The sequence below is a fragment of the Streptococcus sp. 27098_8_69 genome (genome assembly GCF_041432445.1).
Classification (GTDB): Bacteria; Bacillota; Bacilli; order Lactobacillales; family Streptococcaceae; genus Streptococcus.
On sequence record NZ_JAPVZO010000011.1, the window covers coordinates 47531 to 66969 of the forward strand.

17 protein-coding genes are annotated in these 19439 nt (G+C 39.7%); 5 read left to right on the forward strand and 12 right to left on the reverse strand.

The annotated features are described in order from the left end of the window. Positions 1-96: 96 nt before the first annotated feature. The 4 genes from O3658_RS05420 to rlmD form a co-directional block, all read right to left on the reverse strand. Positions 97-1878 carry an ABC transporter ATP-binding protein gene (locus tag O3658_RS05420; protein WP_371559823.1) on the reverse strand — a complete coding sequence of 594 codons (1782 nt, stop codon included), beginning with the start codon at positions 1876-1878 and terminating at the stop codon, positions 97-99. 10 nt (positions 1879-1888) lie between these two features. Then, positions 1889-3625: an ABC transporter ATP-binding protein gene (locus O3658_RS05425; protein ID WP_371559825.1), complete on the reverse strand. Its 1737-nt coding sequence runs from the start codon at positions 3623-3625 to the stop codon at positions 1889-1891. Between the two features lie 124 nt (positions 3626-3749). Beyond that, on the reverse strand, positions 3750-4508 hold the full coding sequence (gene tpiA / locus O3658_RS05430; RefSeq protein WP_371559827.1) for a triose-phosphate isomerase: 759 nt from the start codon (positions 4506-4508) through the stop codon (positions 3750-3752). 117 nt (positions 4509-4625) lie between these two features. Then, the gene (rlmD, locus tag O3658_RS05435; protein WP_371559829.1) at positions 4626-5993 is read right to left on the reverse strand and encodes a 23S rRNA (uracil(1939)-C(5))-methyltransferase RlmD; all 1368 of its coding nucleotides are present in this window, start codon (positions 5991-5993) and stop codon (positions 4626-4628) included. Between the two features lie 55 nt (positions 5994-6048). Between rlmD and O3658_RS05440 the strand changes: the two genes are divergently transcribed. From O3658_RS05440 to O3658_RS05450, 3 genes are all read left to right on the forward strand, one after another. Then, on the forward strand, positions 6049-6822 hold the full coding sequence (locus tag O3658_RS05440) for an aminoglycoside 3'-phosphotransferase (RefSeq protein ID WP_371559831.1): 774 nt from the start codon (positions 6049-6051) through the stop codon (positions 6820-6822). Positions 6823-6832: 10 nt separating this feature from the next. Then, the gene (recX, locus tag O3658_RS05445; protein WP_371559832.1) at positions 6833-7609 is read left to right on the forward strand and encodes a recombination regulator RecX; all 777 of its coding nucleotides are present in this window, start codon (positions 6833-6835) and stop codon (positions 7607-7609) included. A gap of 88 nt (positions 7610-7697) precedes the next feature. Further along, positions 7698-8231, forward strand: coding sequence for a DUF402 domain-containing protein (locus O3658_RS05450; RefSeq protein WP_000775325.1), 534 nt, complete (start codon positions 7698-7700; stop codon positions 8229-8231). A 265-nt stretch (positions 8232-8496) separates the two neighbouring features. Here O3658_RS05450 and O3658_RS05455 read toward each other — a convergent pair whose 3' ends face one another. From O3658_RS05455 to O3658_RS05475, 5 genes are all read right to left on the reverse strand, one after another. Then, positions 8497-9264: an epoxyqueuosine reductase QueH gene (locus O3658_RS05455; RefSeq protein ID WP_000567559.1), complete on the reverse strand. Its 768-nt coding sequence runs from the start codon at positions 9262-9264 to the stop codon at positions 8497-8499. Positions 9265-9331: 67 nt separating this feature from the next. Then, entirely contained in the window at positions 9332-10531 is a 1200-nt protein-coding gene (locus O3658_RS05460) for an MFS transporter (protein ID WP_371559835.1), read from the reverse strand. A 223-nt stretch (positions 10532-10754) separates the two neighbouring features. After that, the gene (gene asnS / locus O3658_RS05465; RefSeq protein ID WP_025171283.1) at positions 10755-12098 is read right to left on the reverse strand and encodes an asparagine--tRNA ligase; all 1344 of its coding nucleotides are present in this window, start codon (positions 12096-12098) and stop codon (positions 10755-10757) included. Between the two features lie 150 nt (positions 12099-12248). Continuing rightward, positions 12249-13427: a pyridoxal phosphate-dependent aminotransferase gene (locus O3658_RS05470; RefSeq protein ID WP_371559836.1), complete on the reverse strand. Its 1179-nt coding sequence runs from the start codon at positions 13425-13427 to the stop codon at positions 12249-12251. Continuing rightward, positions 13424-13912: a DUF5590 domain-containing protein gene (locus tag O3658_RS05475; RefSeq protein ID WP_371559838.1), complete on the reverse strand. Its 489-nt coding sequence runs from the start codon at positions 13910-13912 to the stop codon at positions 13424-13426. Before O3658_RS05475 ends, O3658_RS05470 begins: the two co-directional genes overlap by 4 nt. 260 nt (positions 13913-14172) lie before the next feature. Between O3658_RS05475 and O3658_RS05480 the strand changes: the two genes are divergently transcribed. After that, the gene (locus O3658_RS05480) at positions 14173-14721 is read left to right on the forward strand and encodes an NADPH-dependent FMN reductase (protein ID WP_371559840.1); all 549 of its coding nucleotides are present in this window, start codon (positions 14173-14175) and stop codon (positions 14719-14721) included. A gap of 49 nt (positions 14722-14770) precedes the next feature. On the opposite strand, the gene O3658_RS05485 is transcribed toward O3658_RS05480, so the two are convergent. Next, positions 14771-15961, reverse strand: coding sequence for an O-antigen ligase family protein (locus tag O3658_RS05485; RefSeq protein ID WP_371559842.1), 1191 nt, complete (start codon positions 15959-15961; stop codon positions 14771-14773). Positions 15962-16171: 210 nt separating this feature from the next. Here O3658_RS05485 and birA point away from each other — a divergent pair, with 210 nt between their 5' ends. Further along, positions 16172-17107 (forward strand): bifunctional biotin--[acetyl-CoA-carboxylase] ligase/biotin operon repressor BirA, encoded by a 936-nt coding sequence (gene birA / locus O3658_RS05490; protein WP_371559843.1) that lies wholly within the window; start codon positions 16172-16174, stop codon positions 17105-17107. Positions 17108-17165: 58 nt separating this feature from the next. On the opposite strand, the gene O3658_RS05495 is transcribed toward birA, so the two are convergent. Next, entirely contained in the window at positions 17166-18356 is a 1191-nt protein-coding gene (locus O3658_RS05495; protein ID WP_049548384.1) for an acetate kinase, read from the reverse strand. Between the two features lie 48 nt (positions 18357-18404). Beyond that, positions 18405-19358 carry a class I SAM-dependent methyltransferase gene (locus tag O3658_RS05500; RefSeq protein ID WP_371559845.1) on the reverse strand — a complete coding sequence of 318 codons (954 nt, stop codon included), beginning with the start codon at positions 19356-19358 and terminating at the stop codon, positions 18405-18407. Positions 19359-19439: the final 81 nt, after the last annotated feature.

Here is a 19439-nt window from a genome sequence, read left to right on the forward strand (position 1 = left end):
AGTATACTACTCCAAGTAGACAAAAGCAAGGAAATTAACTCATATTAAAAAAGTTGTAATTGACTGATAATTTAAGAAAATGAGTGGCTATTTATCCTAGCTATTTTCTCTGTTTTTACTAGAAAATTGACTTTGATAAAGATCATAATAGAAACCTTTGGCAGCTAAGAGACTTTCATGATTTCCTTGTTCGATAATCTGTCCATCTTTCAGTACCAAAATTTTATCTGCTTCCTGAATAGTAGAAAGTCGATGGGCGATAACAAAGCTTGTTCTCCCCTTCATCAAACGCTTCATGGCCTTTTGAATCAAGAGTTCTAAACGTGTATCAACTGATGAGGTTGCTTCGTCCAAAATTAAGATTTTAGGATCTGCCAAGAGAGCACGCGCGATAGTTAAAAGTTGCTTCTGACCAAGAGAAATATTACTTGATTCTTGGTTCATCTCCATGTTGTAGCCACCAGGAAGAGTACGGATAAAGTGGTCAACATTGGCAGCCTTAGCAGCTTCAACGATTTCCTCATCTGTTGCCTCAAGATTTCCAAAGCGAAGATTTTCCTTGATACTGCCCTCATAGAGCCAGGCATCCTGTAGGACCATCCCAAACTGACGACGGTAGTCCTGACGAGACAGGTCACGAATATCTTGCCCATCCACTAAAATGGCACCAGCTGTCACATCGTAAAAACGCATAAGAAGGTTAATCAAAGTTGTTTTACCTGCTCCAGTAGGTCCAACGATAGCTACCATCTCTCCAGGTTTAACATCTAGGTTGAAATTGCGAATCAATGGTTTGTTTTCCACGTATTGGAAATCGACATTCTTGAAGCTAACTTGACCTGTCAATGGTGCTAGTTCTTTCACTTCAGTAGCTTGGACTTCTTCCTGTTCATCCAAAATTTCAAAGACACGGTCAAGTGAAGACTTGGCACTTTGCATTTGCCCAGCTAATTGAGTGATATTTTGGATTGGTTGACTGACCTGCCAAACGTATTGTACGAAAGCCTGCATATTACCAATGGTTAAGCGGCCTGCAATAACCTGCAATCCACCTAAGACAGCTACAATTAAGTATGTTAAATCAGACACGATATGAAGGGCAGGCATCATCAATCCTGAAATAAAGCTAGCCTTAAAACCGACCTGTTGCAATTCATCCGTAATCTTTTCAAACCTCTCTTGAGAGTTCTCTTCACGACCAAAAAGTTTGAGGACATTGAAACCTGTCAAGTTTTCCTGTACAAATCCATTCATACGTCCTAGAATGGCTGCCTGCTGTTTAAAGTATGGTTGCGAACGATTCAGAATTGTTTTAGCCCCAAAATAAGTTATCGGAATCGACAAGATAACAATGATAGCCAACTGAAGATTTAGATAGAGGACCATTCCCATAACAAAAAGAATAGTAAAGACTGCATTGACAATCTGTAAGAAAGATTGTTGTAGAGCGTTCGAAACAGTTTCAACATCACTGGTAAAGCGACCTAGCAAATCTCCAAACTGGTGTTTGTCAAAGTAGGATACAGGAATACGATTGATTTTTTCACTCATTTCATTTCGCAAATCCTGTACCATGGACTGCACCGCATTGGTCATGAAGTAGTTTGAGTAGTAAGAACCTAACTCATAGAGAAGCCCACGCAAGAGATAAATCACTAGAATTACTGCGATATAGCTGGTATTGATAGCCGCTCCTGCAACACCATTTGCCATAGCAAGAAGATTGCTGGTTAATTCTGTGATAGCAAGCCCTAATACGAAAGGCTCGATAACACTCATAATGACGCTGACTATTTTCAAGAAGACTGCAAAGAAAACAGAGAATCGATAGGCTTTTAAATAGCTCCATAGACGAGCTAGACTAGATTGTTGTTTCATCTTTCACCTCCTATTCTTCTGTCAGAGACGCATTTTTCAGCTGCGACTCAGCAATTTCTCGATAGATGTCATTGGTTTCCATCAATTCTTCATGACGGCCACGACCAACGATTTCCCCCTTATCAAGGACAATGATCTGGTCAGCATCCATAATAGTTCCAACACGTTGCGCAACAATCAATACCGTAGCATCTTGCGTCACTTCCTTGAGACGACGTCGCAAGATTGCATCTGTACGGTAGTCCAAGGCCGAGAAGGAATCATCAAAGATGTAGATGTCTGGACCCTTGATGACTGCGCGGGCAATCGACAAGCGTTGCTTCTGACCACCTGATAGATTGCTTCCGCCTTCAGCCAGATGCGTTGCGAAACCTTCTTCTCGACTTTCGATAAAGTCTTTGGCTTGGGCTACATCAGCTGCTTGGTGCAAGTCCTCATGACTGGCATCCTCTTTCCCGTAACGGAGATTGTCTGCGATAGTTCCAGTAAAAAGCAAGGCCTTTTGTGGAATAAATCCAATCTTCTGACGGAGTGATTTGAGGCGGTAATCTCGTACATCAACACCATCGACCTTAATTTTCCCTAGCGTAACATCGTAAAAACGAGGAATCAATTGAACCAGAGTAGACTTACCTGAACCAGTTGAGCCGATAAATGCAATGGTTTCTCCCGGTTTAGCAGTAAAGGAAATGTTATGCAAAACAGGGCTTTCTGTTTCCCCTGGATAGGCAAAGGTCACATTATCAAATTCTAGATAACCATGAGTTTCTGTTTCTTGAATTCCGTCCTCATTTGGATCAATGGAAATCGGCATATCCATGATTTCCTTCAAGCGCTCGCTAGATACGGCAGTACGTGGATACATGGTAAAGAGGTTTGACAAAAAAAGGAAGGACAAGAGAGCATGGAAACTATACTCGATGAAGGCTACCAAATCCCCAATCTGCAAACTTCCCTGTTTGAGAGGATCCAAAGCAAACCAAACGATAGCCACAATCATAGCGATAATGATTTGAACAAAAAGCGGCTCTGTTAAACCAGTTAATTTGAACAAGCGATTCGAATTATCTGCATAGATTGCATTTTTCTCTTCGAAACGTTTTTCTTGGAAATCTTCACGAGCAAAGGCACGAATCACTCGTAGCCCCATCAAATTTTCACGGACATATTGGTTTATCTTGTCCAGTGTTTTCTGTTGTTTTTCAGATAAGGGGCGCGTTTTCACTGCCACATAAAGGACTACTACGGCTAGGAAAGGAACGGAAAAAGCCACAATCCAGGCTAGTGAGGGGCTAGTTAAGAAAATCATGAGAATACTCGACAACATCATCATGGGAGTGATAACACCCAGCTTAAGCGTCTGCTCTGCAAACTGCATAAGGACAAAGGCATCACTGGTAATACGAGTCACCAATGAAGAAACACCAATTTGTTCATATTCGTGATGAGAATACTCTTGTAATTTAGCATAGACATCATTTCGCATGTCCTTAACCATATTAGTGGTCAATTTACTGGCCGCATAAGATAGCACGACCCGTCCAAATGTTCCCAAGACGATAATAACCAACATTACGATAGCCCAAAAATAGAGTTTATCCTGGTCACCTTGGTTGATTCCCTGGTCAATCATGCGGGCCAAAACTGTTGGTAAACCTAGATTGACAATGACAAAGAAAATTGCCCCGAGAAAGTCTAACACTAGCCACTTGGGATAACGTTTGAGATAAGACCAAATATAAAGCATAATTCTCCTTTCTTTTTCTTCTAAAATGCAGAAAAGAGCGTGCTTACGCACGCCTTTTTACTAAAAAGAAGACAGGCAGTCTTAACCTCGAGAGAGGGAACTGTCTGTCTCAGATATTTGAGGCTTATTTTACAAAGTCAAGCAATGCCAAGAAGCTTTCTGGATCAAGTGATGCACCACCTACAAGAGCTCCGTCAACGTCTAGACAAGCCATGTATTCAGCAACGTTTTCAGGTTTAACTGAACCACCGTATTGAACACGTACTTTGTCAGCTACTTCTTGACCGAAGTCAGCAGCTACAACATCACGAACAACTTTACACATTTTTTGTGCGTCGTCTTGTGAAGCAGATTTACCAGTACCGATAGCCCAGATTGGCTCATAAGCGATAACTGTTGAAGCTACTTGTTCTGCAGTCAATCCAGCAAGAGCAGCTGAAACTTGAGCACCTACGAATTCTGCTGCTTTACCAGCTTCGTAAGTTTCAAGTGACTCACCACAACAGATGATTGGAAGCATACCGTTTGCAAAGATTGCTTTTGCTTTTTTGTTGATGTCTTCGTCTGTTTCGTGGAAGTAGTCACGACGTTCTGAGTGACCGATAACAACGTAGTCAGTACCGATTTCTTTCAAAACTTGTGGGCTAGTTTCACCAGTGAAAGCACCTGCATTTTCAAAGTAGCAGTTTTGAGCAGCAACTTTAAGGCTTGAACCTTTAGCAGCAGCAAGAACAGTTGTCAAGTCAAGAGCAGGAGCTGCGATACCTGCTTCAACAAGGTCTGATGAAGGAAGTTTTGATGCTACAGCTTCAACGAATGCTTTTGCTTCTTCTGGGTTTTTGTTCATTTTCCAGTTACCAGCGATAAATGGTTTACGTGACATTTCACATACCTCTTTTTTCATTTTATTTTCTACTTATTTTATCATATTTATAGATAGCTTGCAAATCTTACTCTGTAACTAGAAGTCTTCTTTTCAAAAACTTTCCAGTTGCCATTTCTATTTGGAAGCTGGCTTGCGCCTCGTTAATTTGACTACTGCTTCTGTTCTAGCCGTGTGTGGAAACATATCAACAGACTGAATATAATGCAGGTCATAGACCTCTACCAAACGGACTAAATCACGCGCCAAGGTAGATACATTGCAGGAAACATAGACCATCTTTTCAGGAGCGTATGTGACAATGGTATCCAAGAGCTTATCATCTAAACCTGTACGTGGCGGGTCTACAATCAGGGCATCGGCACGATAGCCTTCCTTGTACCAACGAGGGATAATTTCTTCTGCAGTTCCTGCTTCATAATGAGTATTGGTATAACCCATGCGCTTAGCATTTTCTTTGGCATCCTCAATAGCTTCTGGGATAATATCCATCCCTCTCAAACTTTTGACTTTTTTTGCAAAGGCAAAACCAATGGTCCCAACACCACAATAAGCATCAATCAGATGGTCATTCTCAGTCACGTCCAAGGCCTTAACTGCTTCACTGTAGAGAATTTCCGTCTGTTCAGGATTGAGCTGGTAAAAAGCTCGAGGTGATAGAGAAAATTCATAGTCTAGGACTCCCTCGCCTATACTATCCTGCCCCCAAATAATCTCTGTCTTATCCCCATAAATCTCACTAGTTTTAGCAGTATTGGTATTGACTGCGACAGTCACTACTTCAGGATAATTCTTGACTAGGTCCTTCACAAATTGAGTCAAATTCAATTGGCGATTGGTGACAATGATAATCTGGACTTCTCCAGTTTTCCGTGCTCGACGAACCATGATGGTCCGAACCCCAAGGATTTTCCGTTCATCCGTAATCGGAATTTGATGATAAGTCAAGAGTTCAGCAATGCGATTGGCAATCGCTTGTGTCTCCTTGTCTTGAACAAGACAGTCCTTTAACTCGACCAAATAATGGGAATTCTGAGCATACAAACCTGCCTTGACTTGACCTTTAAACTTTCGCGTTTGGAATTGCAGTTTAGCCCGATAATATTTTGGTTTCTGCATACCAATAGTTGGTCTGATTTCAAAGTTTTCGTAGCCTGCAGGTGCAAATTTCTTCAGAGCTTGATGGAGAAGATCTGTCTTGAATTCTAACTGCTTGTCATAATGAAGGTGCATGATCTGACAGCCACCACACTCATTATAAATCGTACAGTCTGGAACTACTCGAAACTTGGATTTTTTATTGACCTCAAGCAGCTTAGCCTCAACGTAGTTACGCTTAACCAAAGTCACCTGACAATAGATATCTTCTCCCTTGAGGGCACCTGGAACAAAAACGAGGGTTTTCTGGTAAAATCCGATACCTTCCCCGTTTATCCCCATACGCTTGATTTTTAATGGAATTTTTTGTTTGACTTTTAGATTCATAAGTCTATTATACCACGTAGTTTCTCAATGGTTAAGAATATGTTACAATAAAACCATGAATACAAAGATATCTTTTTCCTCATTGGATTTTCCTGTGCAATTACGAACTTATATAGAGGGGGCAAACCTATCTGACAGCTCTTCTCATTCAGGTGCAAGAGTTCTCTATCTTGATTCAGGTTACTATTTAAAAATTGATCAAAAGGGAAGATTAGAGCGAGAAGCTAGCATTGCAAGTTGGTTTGAACAAGAGGGAATAGGAACTCCAGTCATCCAATATCTATCTACAGATAAAGACTACCTCCTGACTAAAGAGGCTATTGGTCATGATGCTCTCGCTTTTTTAGACCAACCAGAAAAAATTTGCCGAACCATGGCAGAGGCTCTTAAAAAGCTTCACAACTTAAACCCACAAAATTTTCCATCAGAAAATCATTTAAAAGCCTATAAAGAAAGAGCCTTTAAAAACTATGAAAAAGGGGAGTTCTATGCCAAGGCGCTCCTACCCCAATTCCAGATTAACAGTCGCGAAGAGGCCTTCCAACTCATCCAAGAACAAGGGCACCTTTTAGAAACAGATGCCTTTATTCACGGTGATGCCTGTCTACCAAACTTTATTCTAAAAGATGCTGACCACTTCTCTTGTTTTATTGATCTTGGTTTGGCTGATTTCAGTGACCGGCATATCGATCTCTTTTGGGCAGTTTGGTCCCTCAATTACAACTTAAAAGATCCCAAATATGCTGAACTATTTCTCGACTATTACGGGAGGGAACTGGTTGATAAAAACAAACTTCTACTCGTTGCTGCCTTCGAAGCATTTGGATAAGAGGTAAACCATGAAAATCACAAAACTTGAAAAGAAAAAAAGACTCTTTCTACTTGAGCTTGATAGCGACCAAACCTGCTACATTACAGAGGATACCATTGTGCGCTTTATGTTGACAAAAGGGAAAGAGATCTCAGCTGAGGAACTAACTGAGATTCAATCCTTTGCGCAATTTTCCTACAGTAAAAATCTAGCTCTCTACTATCTATCCTTTAAGTCTCGCACTGAAAAAGAAGTTCGAGATTATCTTGCCAAACATGAAATTGATGAGAAAATCATCCCCAGAGTTATCCAGTCTTTAAAAGATGATAATTGGATCAACGATCGCCAATATGCTCAAGCAATCATCAATTCCAATCAGCTTTCAGGAGATAAGGGAAGCTATATGCTGATGCAGAAGATTTCTCAAAAAGGTGTTGCCAAATCCATTATCCAAGAAGTCTTACAAGAATTTGATATGACGGAAGTGGCAGAGCGTACAGCTGAAAAACTATTGAAAAAATATCAGGGTAAATTGCCTGCTCGCGCTCTACAAGATAAGATAATCCAAAATCTTACCAACAAAGGGTTTTCCTACTCGGAAGCTAAAACAGTCTTTGACCAACTGGATAGTCAGGTCGAAGAAGAAACCGTTCAAGAGCTGATTTTTAAAGAGCTCGATAAACAATACCAAAAATATTCACGAAAGTATGAAGGATACGAACTGAAACAACGTTTGACCCAAGTTTTAGCTAGAAAAGGTTATGATTTTTCGGATATAGCCAGCGCTCTCAGAGAATATCTTTAATTTTTTCATGAAAAAACTAAGAACTTTAAACAAAAATGTGATACAATAGTAAACGATAAACTTATAAATTGTAGAAAGTTGGTTAGTTATGAAACTTCCAAAAGAAGGCGACTTTATTACAATTCAAAGTTATAAGCATGATGGGAGTCTCCACCGTACTTGGCGGGACACCATGGTACTAAAAACAACAGAGAACGCTATTATCGGCGTCAACGACCACACACTTGTTACCGAAAGTGACGGTCGTCGTTGGGTGACTCGAGAACCGGCTATTGTTTACTTTCACAAGAAATATTGGTTTAATATTATCGCTATGATTCGTGAAAATGGTATCTCCTACTACTGCAATATGGCAAGTCCTTACTATCTGGATGAAGAAGCTTTAAAATACATTGACTATGATTTGGATGTTAAAGTTTTTACAGATGGTGAAAAACGCCTCTTGGACGTTGAGGAGTATGAACGACATAAGCGAAAAATGAAGTATTCTTCTGATCTAGACTATATTCTGAAAGAGCATGTAAAGATTCTTGTTGATTGGATTAACAATGAGCGAGGTCCTTTCTCAGAAGCCTATGTCAACATTTGGTACAAACGCTACGTAGAACTAAAGAATCGGTAAAGTTGTCAGAGGTCAGGATTAAAATCCTGACCTCGTTTTTTGATTTTCAACGAGCCTTTGAGTGGCGACTAATTGAGGTGTTTATCAGCATTCTAAATTCCAAAAAACTCCTTTGATCAAAACTTCATTTTTCATCCACAAGTTTTAAGAGGCACTGATTTATTAAAGGATTGAGATTCTAGGACTAGGAATTCAAAGATTGGTCCATCGATTTCTCTCCATTACCTGTTGCTAGCAAAAAACCTGCCTTGAGGCAGGTTTTCCTTTAAATATCTAACTTCGTAACAGTAAATTTGATGTGGGAATAGTCTTTTTCGATATCCTTATCTACCATAAAGGCTGTTGCGTCCTTCTTGACCTGTACCAAGTCAATATTTTGAGCTTGAGCGGCATAGACACAGCCACAATAACATTGGCGATAAATGTCATACTCTTCACACATTTCTACAGAGCGTTTATAGCCTTGATTTTTCTTAAAATCACTCGGAAGATAATGAGTGGTGTAGATTTTCTGCACATCAATCCCGATACTATTGATGGTTTGTGAATTTTTATGAGGACTGATGGTTAGAGCTGAACCGAAGTAATCAAATCCTAAGTCCATAGCCACTTGCGCTGTCTTGTCCAAGCGATAGTCAAAACAAACCTTGCAGCGATCGCCACCTTCAGGTTCTTCTTCCAAACCTCTGACCAGCTGACGGTATTCGTTGGGTTCATAAGGTGCTTCTAGATATTGAACCTTGTTGCCAGTTCGTTCATTGAAATCACTGACAAACTTTTTTGTCACATAGGCACGCTTGTGATACTCAGCTTTAGGATGGATATTTGAATTAGCAAAATAAATGGTTACATCTGCATACTTGGTCAAATACTCTAAAGTATAGGTGCTACAAGGAGCACAACAGACGTGCATGAGAATGGTTGGTCTTTCTTCATTTTTTTCCCAAACTTGAACCATCTTTTGCATGACACGGTCATAGTTGATCTTTTGATTGGGATTCATCTTACTTAGAATTTCTTCTACATCGATCATACTTTTCTCCTTTTCCTCTTGCTATTGTACCACAGGATGATCCTTTGGGCAAATAGGTTTTCGTGCTTTACTCAGTTTTTAAGTCCTTATCTAATAGCTTGCCCATCCTTGTCAGACTGATTATTAAGATAGGACAGGTTAAAAGCAAGATAAAACCTAGAACTAAAAAGACAACTATAAGACCCCAACTATCAATCAACCAACCTGTCAGTGGAAATATGACAATCATGGAAAGACTAAAGAGCATAGAATTGATACTAAGCATAGTTGCTCTCACACTGGACGGTAAATAACCTTGTAAGTCATTGAAATAGATCGGCTGATAAACTGCATAGAGTGTATCGGTCAAAAGATATACGAGAAGAAAAGCAAAGGGGGTTCCAGAAAACACCAATAGTAAGGCCAAGCCCGTTAGTGCAACAAGAGCCGGAAAAACTCGATTGCTATTCCATCTTTTACCAATTTGACTAGCTACATAAACTGCTATAAGATTTAAGCCACTACCAATCAGCATGACCAGCGAAACCTGCCATCCTGCTAAGTCACTTATTTTCTGCTGATAGTAGAAGTAAAACATGCACATGAGTGTCCCTACTAGCTGATAAGTCAGCATCCAGTAAAAGAGTACTGGTTTTTCCTGCCATTCTTTACGAACTTGTTGGACAATCATTTTAAAGTTTAAGACTTCATTTTTCTCTCTCTTAGCCATTGGTTCTTTCATCAAATAAATCAAGATTATAGAAAGAAAAGATAATCCAATAGCAATTAGATAGGTCCAAGCCAATGCTCCGTGAATAAAGAAGCCTGCCACAACTGTACCTAGGGTTCGGGTGACTTCTGCCACACCAGACAAAAAGCTAGAAATCTGAAGATAGCGGTCCTTTTGACCCGCTTCTACCGCAGAATCATATAAGAAAGCGGTACTGGTCCCCGAATCAAAATTATAGGACCAAGCGTTGACCATCATAGCAAAAGCATAGATCCAAAAATTCCCCTGACCAAACAAAATCAAGATAGAGGATACAATACTGGCCAAGCGAGCCAAATAGAGATTGGTCTTGTAGCTAAATCGATCGGCCAACATACCAGACGGGATTTCACACAAGAGACTTGTACCGTGAAAGATACTTTCTAATAGACCGATTTGAAGTAAGGAAAGACCATTTTGGATAAAAAATAAAATCCAAAAACTGGTGATTCCAAAATAAGATGTGAATTCCAGACCTGCTAGGAGTGGAATATTGCGTTTGTAAGTTCTTTTAAACATTGTTTTCTCTCTTTCAATATATAGTATGACTGTTTCTAAAAGACTTACTGAGAGTTGCCTACATTTTCTCCACCTCTTTCATTTAAAGTAATACTCAATGAAAATCAAAGAGCAAACTAGGAAGCTAGCCGCAGGCTGTACTTGAGTACGGCAAGGTGAAGCTGACGTAGTTTGAAGAGATTTTCGAAGAGTATAAAAACGCCAGACGGCGTTTTTATGGCTATTAAGGTTTAATACGATGCAACATACGTGGGAATGGGATAGCTTCACGGATGTGTTTTGTTCCTGCTGCAAAGGTTACCATACGTTCGATACCGATACCAAATCCACCGTGTGGTACAGTACCGTATTTACGAAGGTCAAGGTAGAATTCATATTCTGTACGATCCATACCAAGTTCATCCATCTTAGCGACAAGGGCATCATAATCTTCCTCACGCATAGAGCCACCGATGATTTCTCCGTAACCTTCTGGAGCAAGCAAGTCTGCACAAAGCACGCGCTCTGGATTTCCAGGAACTGGTTTCATGTAGAAGGCCTTGATGGCTGCTGGATAGTTCATGACAAATGTTGGCACACCAAAGTGGTTTGAAATCCACGTTTCGTGTGGTGAACCAAAGTCATCACCATGCTCCAAATGCTCGTAGTCAGCATCTTCATCATTTTCATGCTCTTGCAAGAGGTCAATAGCTTGATCGTAAGTGATGCGTTTGAATGGCTCTGCAATGTAACGTTTCAAGAGCTCTGTATCACGTTCCAAAGTTTCTAAGGCTTGAGGCGCACGGTCAAGAACACCTTGAAGAAGGGCTTTTACATAAGCTTCTTGCAAGTCAAGTGACTCATCATGTGTCAAGTATGAATACTCTGCATCCATCATCCAGAATTCAGTCAAGTGACGGCGAGTTTTTGATTTTTCAGCACGGAATACTGGACCAAAGTCAAAGACACGACCAAGAGCCATAGCACCAGCTTCAAGGTAAAGTTGACCAGATTGACTCAAGTATGCTGGTGTTCCGAAGTAGTCTGTTTCAAAAAGTTCTGTAGAATCTTCTGCAGCATTTCCTGAAAGAATTGGGCTATCAAACTTCATGAAGCCATTTTTATCAAAGAACTCATAAGTTGCATAGATGATAGCATTACGGATTTGCATGACAGCTACTTGTTTGCGTGAACGAAGCCACAAGTGACGGTTGTCCATCAAGAAGTCTGTTCCGTGCTCTTTTGGAGTGATTGGGTAATCTTGAGATTCACCGATAACTTCGATGTCTGTAATATCCAATTCGTAACCAAATTTAGAACGCTCGTCTTCTTTGACAATCCCTGTCACGAAAACAGAAGTTTCTTGGCTTAGGCGTTTGATCGTGTCAAATTTTTCAAGACCTACTTCTTCTCCAAATTTTTCGATAAAGTTTGGTTTAAAAGCCACACCTTGGAAAAAGGCTGTTCCGTCACGCAATTGTAAGAAGGCAATTTTCCCTTTTCCTGATTTGTTGGCAACCCAAGCACCAATAGTGACTTCTTGACCAACGTAATCTTTTACTTCGATAATTGTTACACGTTTTGTCATCATTTATCTTCCTTTTTTCGTTTAACTTGTCCAAAGACATTATTACTCATTATTGTACCACAAATAATGGCTGATAGCTAGCTTGTTTGATAGAAATTCATAAGTTTTTAAAAATAAAAACCTCCGTTATTAATACGGAGGTTAAGCTTCTTATTTTTCCATAAATTGGTGCAAACGACGAATGGCTTCTTTAAGAGTTTCCAAGTCTGTCGCATAGCTGAGACGGACATTTTCTGGTGCTCCAAATCCAGCACCTGTTATCAAGGCTAGCCCCACCTCTTCAAGGATGGCCGTTGTAAATGCTGTTACATCGGTATAGCCTTTCATTTCCATCGCTTTTTTGACATTTGGAAAGAGATAGAAAGCTCCTTGTGGTTTGACAACCTCAAAGCCAGGAACTTCACACAAGAGTGGATAGATGGTATTGAGACGTTCCTCAAAAGCCTGACGCATGGTTTCTACAGAGTCTTGTGGACCAGTTAGCGCTTCGATAGTTGCGTATTGAGATACAGCAGTCAGGTTTGAAGTCGTTTGACCAGTCAATTTGCTCATAGCAGCAATGATTTCTGGATCACCCACTGCATAACCTACACGCCAACCTGTCATTGCGTAGGCTTTTGATACCCCGTTAATGACAATGGTTTGGTTGCGAATCACTTCTGATAGACTAGAGATTGGCACAAACTCATTTCCGTTATAGACCAAACGACCATAAATATCATCTGCTAGGATGAGAATGTCATGTTCAACAGCCCAATTTCCAATGGCCAAGAGTTCCTCACGAGAATAAATCATACCGGTAGGATTAGATGGGGAATTGAGAACCAAGACCTTGGTCTTATCTGTACGAGCTGCTTCTAACTGCTCAACAGTCACTTTAAAGTGATTGTCTTCCTTGGCTTGGACAAATACTGGAACACCTTCGGCCATTTTAACTTGGTCACCATAGCTGACCCAGTAAGGTGTTGGAATAATGACCTCATCTCCAGGATTAACCACAGCCATAAAGAAAGTGTAGAGTGAGAATTTGGCACCTGTAGCAAAAGTGACTTCGTTAGCCGCTACGGAATAACCATAATAACGCTCAAAATAGGTATTGACCGCTGCTTTTAACTCAGGCAAACCTGAAGCTACTGTATAGAAAGAAGCACGTCCATCTCGAATGGCTGCAACAGCAGCATCTTGAATATTTTCAGGAGTATGAAAATCGGGCTGACCTAAAGTTAAGAAAAGAACATCTTTTCCTTCAGCTTTTAACTTCTTTGCTCTTGCATCACTAGCCAGAGTGACACTTTCTTCCATTTCTAAGACACGTTTAGATAATTTCATAGCTTCTCCTTTTCGATTAGGGCACCAGTTTCAAAATCTACTAGATAATAGTCTCCACCAGACTTGATTTCCCAAACAGGCTTTTCAGCATAGCGTCCAAAGGTAACCGTATCAATTTCAGTAGCTCCTTTTTCTCTAACAACTGCTTCTGCTTTTTCTTGAGAAGTCCCATTTTCTAGTTGATATACGTAAATATTGTTATTACTTTTCTCTATTAAAACAGCAACTGGTTTCTGATTCTTATCTTGGCCAAGAACGCTATAATAGCTTTCTAAGCCATTAAAGAAATCAACCTGACTGACCGTTTCTAGATTCGCATACTGCTTGGCAAGTTTTTCCCCTTCTACCTTTGCTGTCTGATAAGGCTTCATGCTAAGCCACACCAAATAGAGAAAGGAAGAAGTCACAACTAGAGCCAGCAGGGTCAAGCCAATGCTGTACTGAAATAATAAGGAATTTTTTTCTTTTTTCTGTCTCATTTTCACTCGTCTATTTTACCATCTATCCTAGTGAATTACAAGTGAATAAAGGCGAGGATTTAGCACGGAACTTCTCTTATGACAGGACTATATGAAGCTTGAATCATTGATTTCACAGACTTTTCATAATCTCTACTCCTAAAAATAATCTTGACTATCATCGATTTTTATTTTCTGAGCAGATTTCTTGCAAATGATTTCCTTTTGTTGTAACATTGTTTATAACAACAGAGATAACTCTGATTAAAATCTAAAGGAGACTCCCTATGTCTAAAAAAGTATTATTTATCGTTGGTTCACTTCGTGAAGGTTCTTTCAACCACCAAATGGCGCTAGAAGCTGAAAAAGCTCTTGCAGGTAAAGCTGAGGTTAGCTACCTTGACTACTCAGCAATCCCACTTTTTAACCAAGAACTTGAAGTTCCAACTCTTCCAGCTGTAGCAACAGTTCGTGAAGCTGTTCTAGCTGCTGATGCTATCTGGATTTTCTCTCCAGTCTACAACTTCTCAATCCCTGGAACAGTGAAAAACTTGCTTGACTGGCTTTCACGCGCTCTTGACTTATCTGAAACTCGTGGTCCATCTGCCCTTCAAGATAAAATCGTTACTGTATCTTCAGTAGCAAATGCAGGTCATGAACAACTCTTTGCAATCTACAAAGACCTCTTGCCATTCATCCGTACACAAGTTGTTGGTGAATTCACTGCAGCTCGTGTCAATGATTCTGCTTGGGCAGATGGCAAATTAGTCCTTGAAGACAGTGTTGCTACTTCACTAAAACAACAAGCTGAAGACTTGGTTCAAGCTATTCAATAATTGAATGAAAAAAAGATAGTAGAAAATGTTAGTTTCTACTATCTTTTTCTTAATCAACTAATTCATCAATCATGCTATGTTTTAGTGGTAAACTACACATCACTAAAAGGAAAATAAAGGATGATTGAATCCAAAAGAGAGCCAAATCAAAAATTCCGTGCACAGCTACTACTGTCAAGAAAGAGAGGTAAAGTCCAAGGATAGGACGCTTACTAGGTACTTGACTCATATCAATCAACATTCGTACCGGAGTGGTAGAAGCAATCCCCAAGAGAACGGTACCGACAACTCCATAACTCAAAATCGTATCTATATAGATACTGTGGGCATGTTCATGATAAGGTGCTCCAATACGAGGGAAAGAGTGCATGTAGGTTAGCGGTCCTTCACCCCAGAATGGATTTTGCTTAAACAAGGCCATTCCAGCATTCCAGATAGAAACACGTTCTTCCATAGATGAATCTAAGGTTCCCATTCGAACACCTAAATCACTCGAAAATAGAAAGGCTAAACCAACCCCAAAAACTCCTATACTAAGCCAGAAGGCACGCCAGTTTTTTATGGTCGTGAAGAGGTAAATGATGGCTCCAAAGATGATGGCTGGAAAAGCTGTACGATTCTGCGTAAAGTTTAAACCGAATAAATTAGCAAAGATGGCAATCATAGAAAAGATTCGTAACCACCTTAACTTAGTTGTGCTAATCAGATAAAAACCAATCATGATACAGAAACAACAGATAATTCCATAGTAATTGGGATTAAAGAAGGCAACCTCCGCTCGGTTTTGATGCCAAACCTGCATTCGTGGTGAGAGGAAGGTATAATCAAATTTCTTTACAATTTGGAAATGTTCCAAAGCTGCAAAGGCTGCTGCAAAGACACTTAAGGCTAATATTCCTTCAATCGTCAACCTAAAAAATTTAGGAGTCAACTGGGATTGATAGTAGTAAAAGAAGATGGAAAACAGAAACATGGCCACCGAAGAAACTACTCCCATCACATTTTGTGCCAGAAGAGAAATTGCAGTGCTATAAGCAATAAAAAAGAGCAAGATAGGGTGTTGAGACAAACGTTTCAAGATCCCCTTCATCTCCCCAGTATATACTAACCAAAGTAAGTAAGAAATAAAAATAATAACAAAAAGATAAAAAGGAAGAAAAATACTCAGAATAACTCCCAAAAGAAGTCCTTCTTGTTTCGATAAACTTTTTAACTTTTCAATGACACCTATTGATTTCACAACAGATCCTTTCCTTCTGAATATCACATTCAGATAAATAAGTTATTAAAACATTTTACCATTTTTCAAGAGATTTGAAAACCTCTTTGCCTCTATACTCCTAACTAAAACTGGGTAAAATTTTATAGTTAGCTAAGATTACTTGAAAATCGCTATCCCTTTTTTAAAAATATGGTACAATAAATCTAATTATTCCAGAAAGGGTCTAGCATGAAATCCTACCAAGAAGTTTATAAAATTTTAACTACTGAAAAAGACTATGTAAGTGGAGAAAAAATCGCTGAAAGATTAAATCTATCCCGAACCTCTGTATGGAAGGCTATCCAGCGTCTCCAACAAGAAGGTCTTGAGATTGACAGTATCAAAAATCGTGGGTATAAACTTCTGGACGGTGATCTTATCTTACCTCAGGAAATCGAAGCGAATAGTCCCATTACTGTCCAGTTTAAACTCTCAACAAAATCTACCCAAACCGATGCTAAAGAGGCTATGGAAGCTGGTGCTAAAGGGAATAAACTCTACCTTTCCACTAGCCAAACTATGGGACGCGGTCGTTTTCAACGTCCCTATTATTCTCCAGATAAGGGGGGAATTTACATGTCCCTTCACCTACAACCCAATCTCCCTTACCAGAAGCTTCCCGCCTATACACTTCTAACAGCTGGGGCTATCTACAAGGCTATCAAGAATCTTAGTTTGATTGATGTGAATATCAAGTGGGTCAATGACATTTATCTGAACCAGAAAAAAATTGCTGGTATTCTAACAGAAGCCATTACCTCTATCGAAACTGGACTCGTTACAGATGTTATCATTGGGGTCGGGATCAACTTTTCTATCGCTGAATTTCCCAAGAATCTACAAACTAAAGCTGGAAGCTTATTTTCTCAAAATGCTCCCATTACTCGCAATGAATTGATTGCTGAAATCTGGAAATGTTTCTACGAAACAGAAGCCGATGAACTCCTCTATCTCTATAAAAAACGCTCTATCGTTTTAGGAAAAGAAGTCTCCTTTAAGCAAGAGCACCAAACTATCTCAGGAAAAGCATGCGACATTTCTGACCAAGGACAACTACAGATAGAATTAGCAACTGGTGAAAAAATTTGGCTCCATAGCGGTGAAGTTTCCCTAACTAAATGGTAGTTCTACCAGATCAAAAAAAAATCGACCTTTCTTATTGAAGGTCGATTTTTTTCATCTGTTATTTTTTCAAACGTTCAACGTCACGTGCAATGACCAATTCCTCGTCCGTTGGAATTACCAGTACACGTACACTTGCTGCATCTGTCGAAATATCTCCAGTCGCACCAAATACATTTTTCTCTGGATCTACATCGCAACCAAACCAAGAAATCCCTGAAATAACATCTTCACGTACATTAGTAGAATTTTCACCGATACCTGCTGTGAAAATAATAGCATCTGCTCCATTTAGGACTGCAAGGTATTGACCAATATGTTTTTGGATACGGTCAACATACATTTCATAAGCCAAAGTGGCATCGTGATCTCCTGCCTCCATAGCAGCAATTACATCACGCATGTCACTAGATTTACCAGAAACACCCATCAATCCTGACTCACGATTGAGAATACGACTGATGTCCTCAGGCTTGTTAAAGTCCTCTGTATATTGCATTAAATAAGGAATGATGGCTGGGTCAATATCCCCTGTACGAGTTCCCATCATTACACCACCAAGTGGAGTGAATCCCATTGAGGTATCAACAGATTTCCCACCCTTAACAGCTGTAATAGAAGCACCATTACCGATGTGACAGGTAATCAATTTCAACTCTTCAAGTGGGCGTCCCAAGAGTTTTGCTGCTTCTTGAGCAACATACTGATGGCTAGTTCCATGGGCTCCGTACTTACGAACTTTGTTTTCTGTGTAATATTTTGTTGGTAGAGGGTAGCGATAAGCTTTCTCTGGAATACTTGTATGGAAGGAAGTATCAAAAACAACGACACTCGTAATATCTGGCAATAACTCCTTGAAGGCGCGAATACCCGCAGCATTTGCAGGGTTGTGTAATGGAGCAAGAAGACCTAACTCTTCAACTTTTTCAATTACATCGCCTTCAACGACTGTAGACTCTTTGAAGTACTCTCCACCTGCAACGACACGGTGTCCAACACCAGTAATTTCATCATAAGATTTAATAATATCAAAACGAATCAAGTCATCAAGCAAAATCTTAACTGCCAAAGTATGGTTGTCAATGTCAAGGACTTGTTGTTCTGAACGACCATCAAATTTAACTGTAGAAATAGAATCTTTCAATCCAATTCGTTCAATCAACCCTTTTGCTAATACTTTTTCTTCTGGCATTTGATAGAGTTGCCATTTCAAACTTGAGCTTCCAGCGTTAATTGCAATGGTTTTTGTCATAATGTTTCCCCTTTTTAAGCGTTTTCAACTATTATATCAAAATTTATACTAGATTTCATGTTCTTGACACCAATTTTGAAAATTTTCCTTAAATTCCAACAAAATTTCAGGATCACGAAGACTAGCAAGTGGATAGACGAATGGTTCAAGGCCTTCTATCGCTTGCTTTTGTAGAACAAAAATGGTCTTAGACTGGGCTCCTTGAGCGAAGAGATCCTCTGGTAAAGCTACGATAGCTACTAGTTGAGCCTGTTCAGTTAACCATCCTTTCAAGATGTCGCTCTGAGGACTCATCAAAAGATCTGTTGGAGCAAGGAAAATAGCATAGCCTCCCGTCTTAAGATACTTGAGAGATTGCTCCATTAATAGATGATGAGCATAAGTATGTTCATCCTTTGCTGCCACTTGGTAACGTGAGGCAATCTGATCGTCTGGGTAGTAGCCAATCGGGAGGTCGCTCACGATAATATCACTCTCTTTTAACACTTGTGGACGTACTGCATCTCCTTGGATAAAGCCCATTTGCAGATCCATAACTTCAGCCATACTTGCAGCTAGATCAATCAAGAGGTCATCTAGCTCAATCCCAAGGTAATCTACCTTTTTGTTCATGGACGTTAAGAAGCTAGCACCCAGAATTCCCATCCCAGAGCCCAATTCTAGTAGACTTAGATCTTTAGCAGACCACAATTGCTCCATCAGAAAAATCATCAAGTGACCAATCGCGTCAGGTGTAAACTGGTGATTAGCCTGAAGAGGTTCTGTTTGCGAAGCTTTCATCAATAGAAATTGGTAGGTCCGTAGCCACTCCTCTTTTCGAAGTGCCAAGCGTTTTAGGGCCTGGTTATTTTTTTTGACTTGCTCCAAATTGGTTTGGCCATCTAGGTAAATCCCATTTTGTTCAATCAAGGCATCGTAAAAATTTGTCGCCAAATCGTTTTGAATGATTTGGACGTTTTCTAGTAAATAGGTATATGCTTGTTCAATTTTTTCAAAATCCATAATTCTATCTTATCAAAAATAGTGTCCTTTTTCCAGATTTTCATAATTATGAAAATGAAAAAAAGAAAACCTACCTTCTCA

Bases quoted from the DNA above. Each gene is read 5' to 3' on its own strand.
- O3658_RS05455 (WP_000567559.1), bottom strand. From the start codon at position 9,264: ATGATCGATGTAGAAGAAATTCTAAGTAAGATGAATCCCAATCAAAAG.
- tpiA (WP_371559827.1), bottom strand. From the start codon at position 4,508: ATGTCACGTAAACCATTTATCGCTGGTAACTGGAAAATGAACAAAAAC.
- recX (WP_371559832.1), top strand. From the start codon at position 6,833: ATGAAAATCACAAAACTTGAAAAGAAAAAAAGACTCTTTCTACTTGAG.
- birA (WP_371559843.1), top strand. From the start codon at position 16,172: ATGAAATCCTACCAAGAAGTTTATAAAATTTTAACTACTGAAAAAGAC.
- O3658_RS05440 (WP_371559831.1), top strand. From the start codon at position 6,049: ATGAATACAAAGATATCTTTTTCCTCATTGGATTTTCCTGTGCAATTA.
- asnS (WP_025171283.1), bottom strand. From the start codon at position 12,098: ATGACAAAACGTGTAACAATTATCGAAGTAAAAGATTACGTTGGTCAA.
- O3658_RS05500 (WP_371559845.1), bottom strand. From the start codon at position 19,358: ATGGATTTTGAAAAAATTGAACAAGCATATACCTATTTACTAGAAAAC.
- O3658_RS05425 (WP_371559825.1), bottom strand. From the start codon at position 3,625: ATGCTTTATATTTGGTCTTATCTCAAACGTTATCCCAAGTGGCTAGTG.
- rlmD (WP_371559829.1), bottom strand. From the start codon at position 5,993: ATGAATCTAAAAGTCAAACAAAAAATTCCATTAAAAATCAAGCGTATG.
- O3658_RS05480 (WP_371559840.1), top strand. From the start codon at position 14,173: ATGTCTAAAAAAGTATTATTTATCGTTGGTTCACTTCGTGAAGGTTCT.
- O3658_RS05495 (WP_049548384.1), bottom strand. From the start codon at position 18,356: ATGACAAAAACCATTGCAATTAACGCTGGAAGCTCAAGTTTGAAATGG.
- O3658_RS05470 (WP_371559836.1), bottom strand. From the start codon at position 13,427: ATGAAATTATCTAAACGTGTCTTAGAAATGGAAGAAAGTGTCACTCTG.
- O3658_RS05460 (WP_371559835.1), bottom strand. From the start codon at position 10,531: ATGTTTAAAAGAACTTACAAACGCAATATTCCACTCCTAGCAGGTCTG.
- O3658_RS05420 (WP_371559823.1), bottom strand. From the start codon at position 1,878: ATGAAACAACAATCTAGTCTAGCTCGTCTATGGAGCTATTTAAAAGCC.
- O3658_RS05450 (WP_000775325.1), top strand. From the start codon at position 7,698: ATGAAACTTCCAAAAGAAGGCGACTTTATTACAATTCAAAGTTATAAG.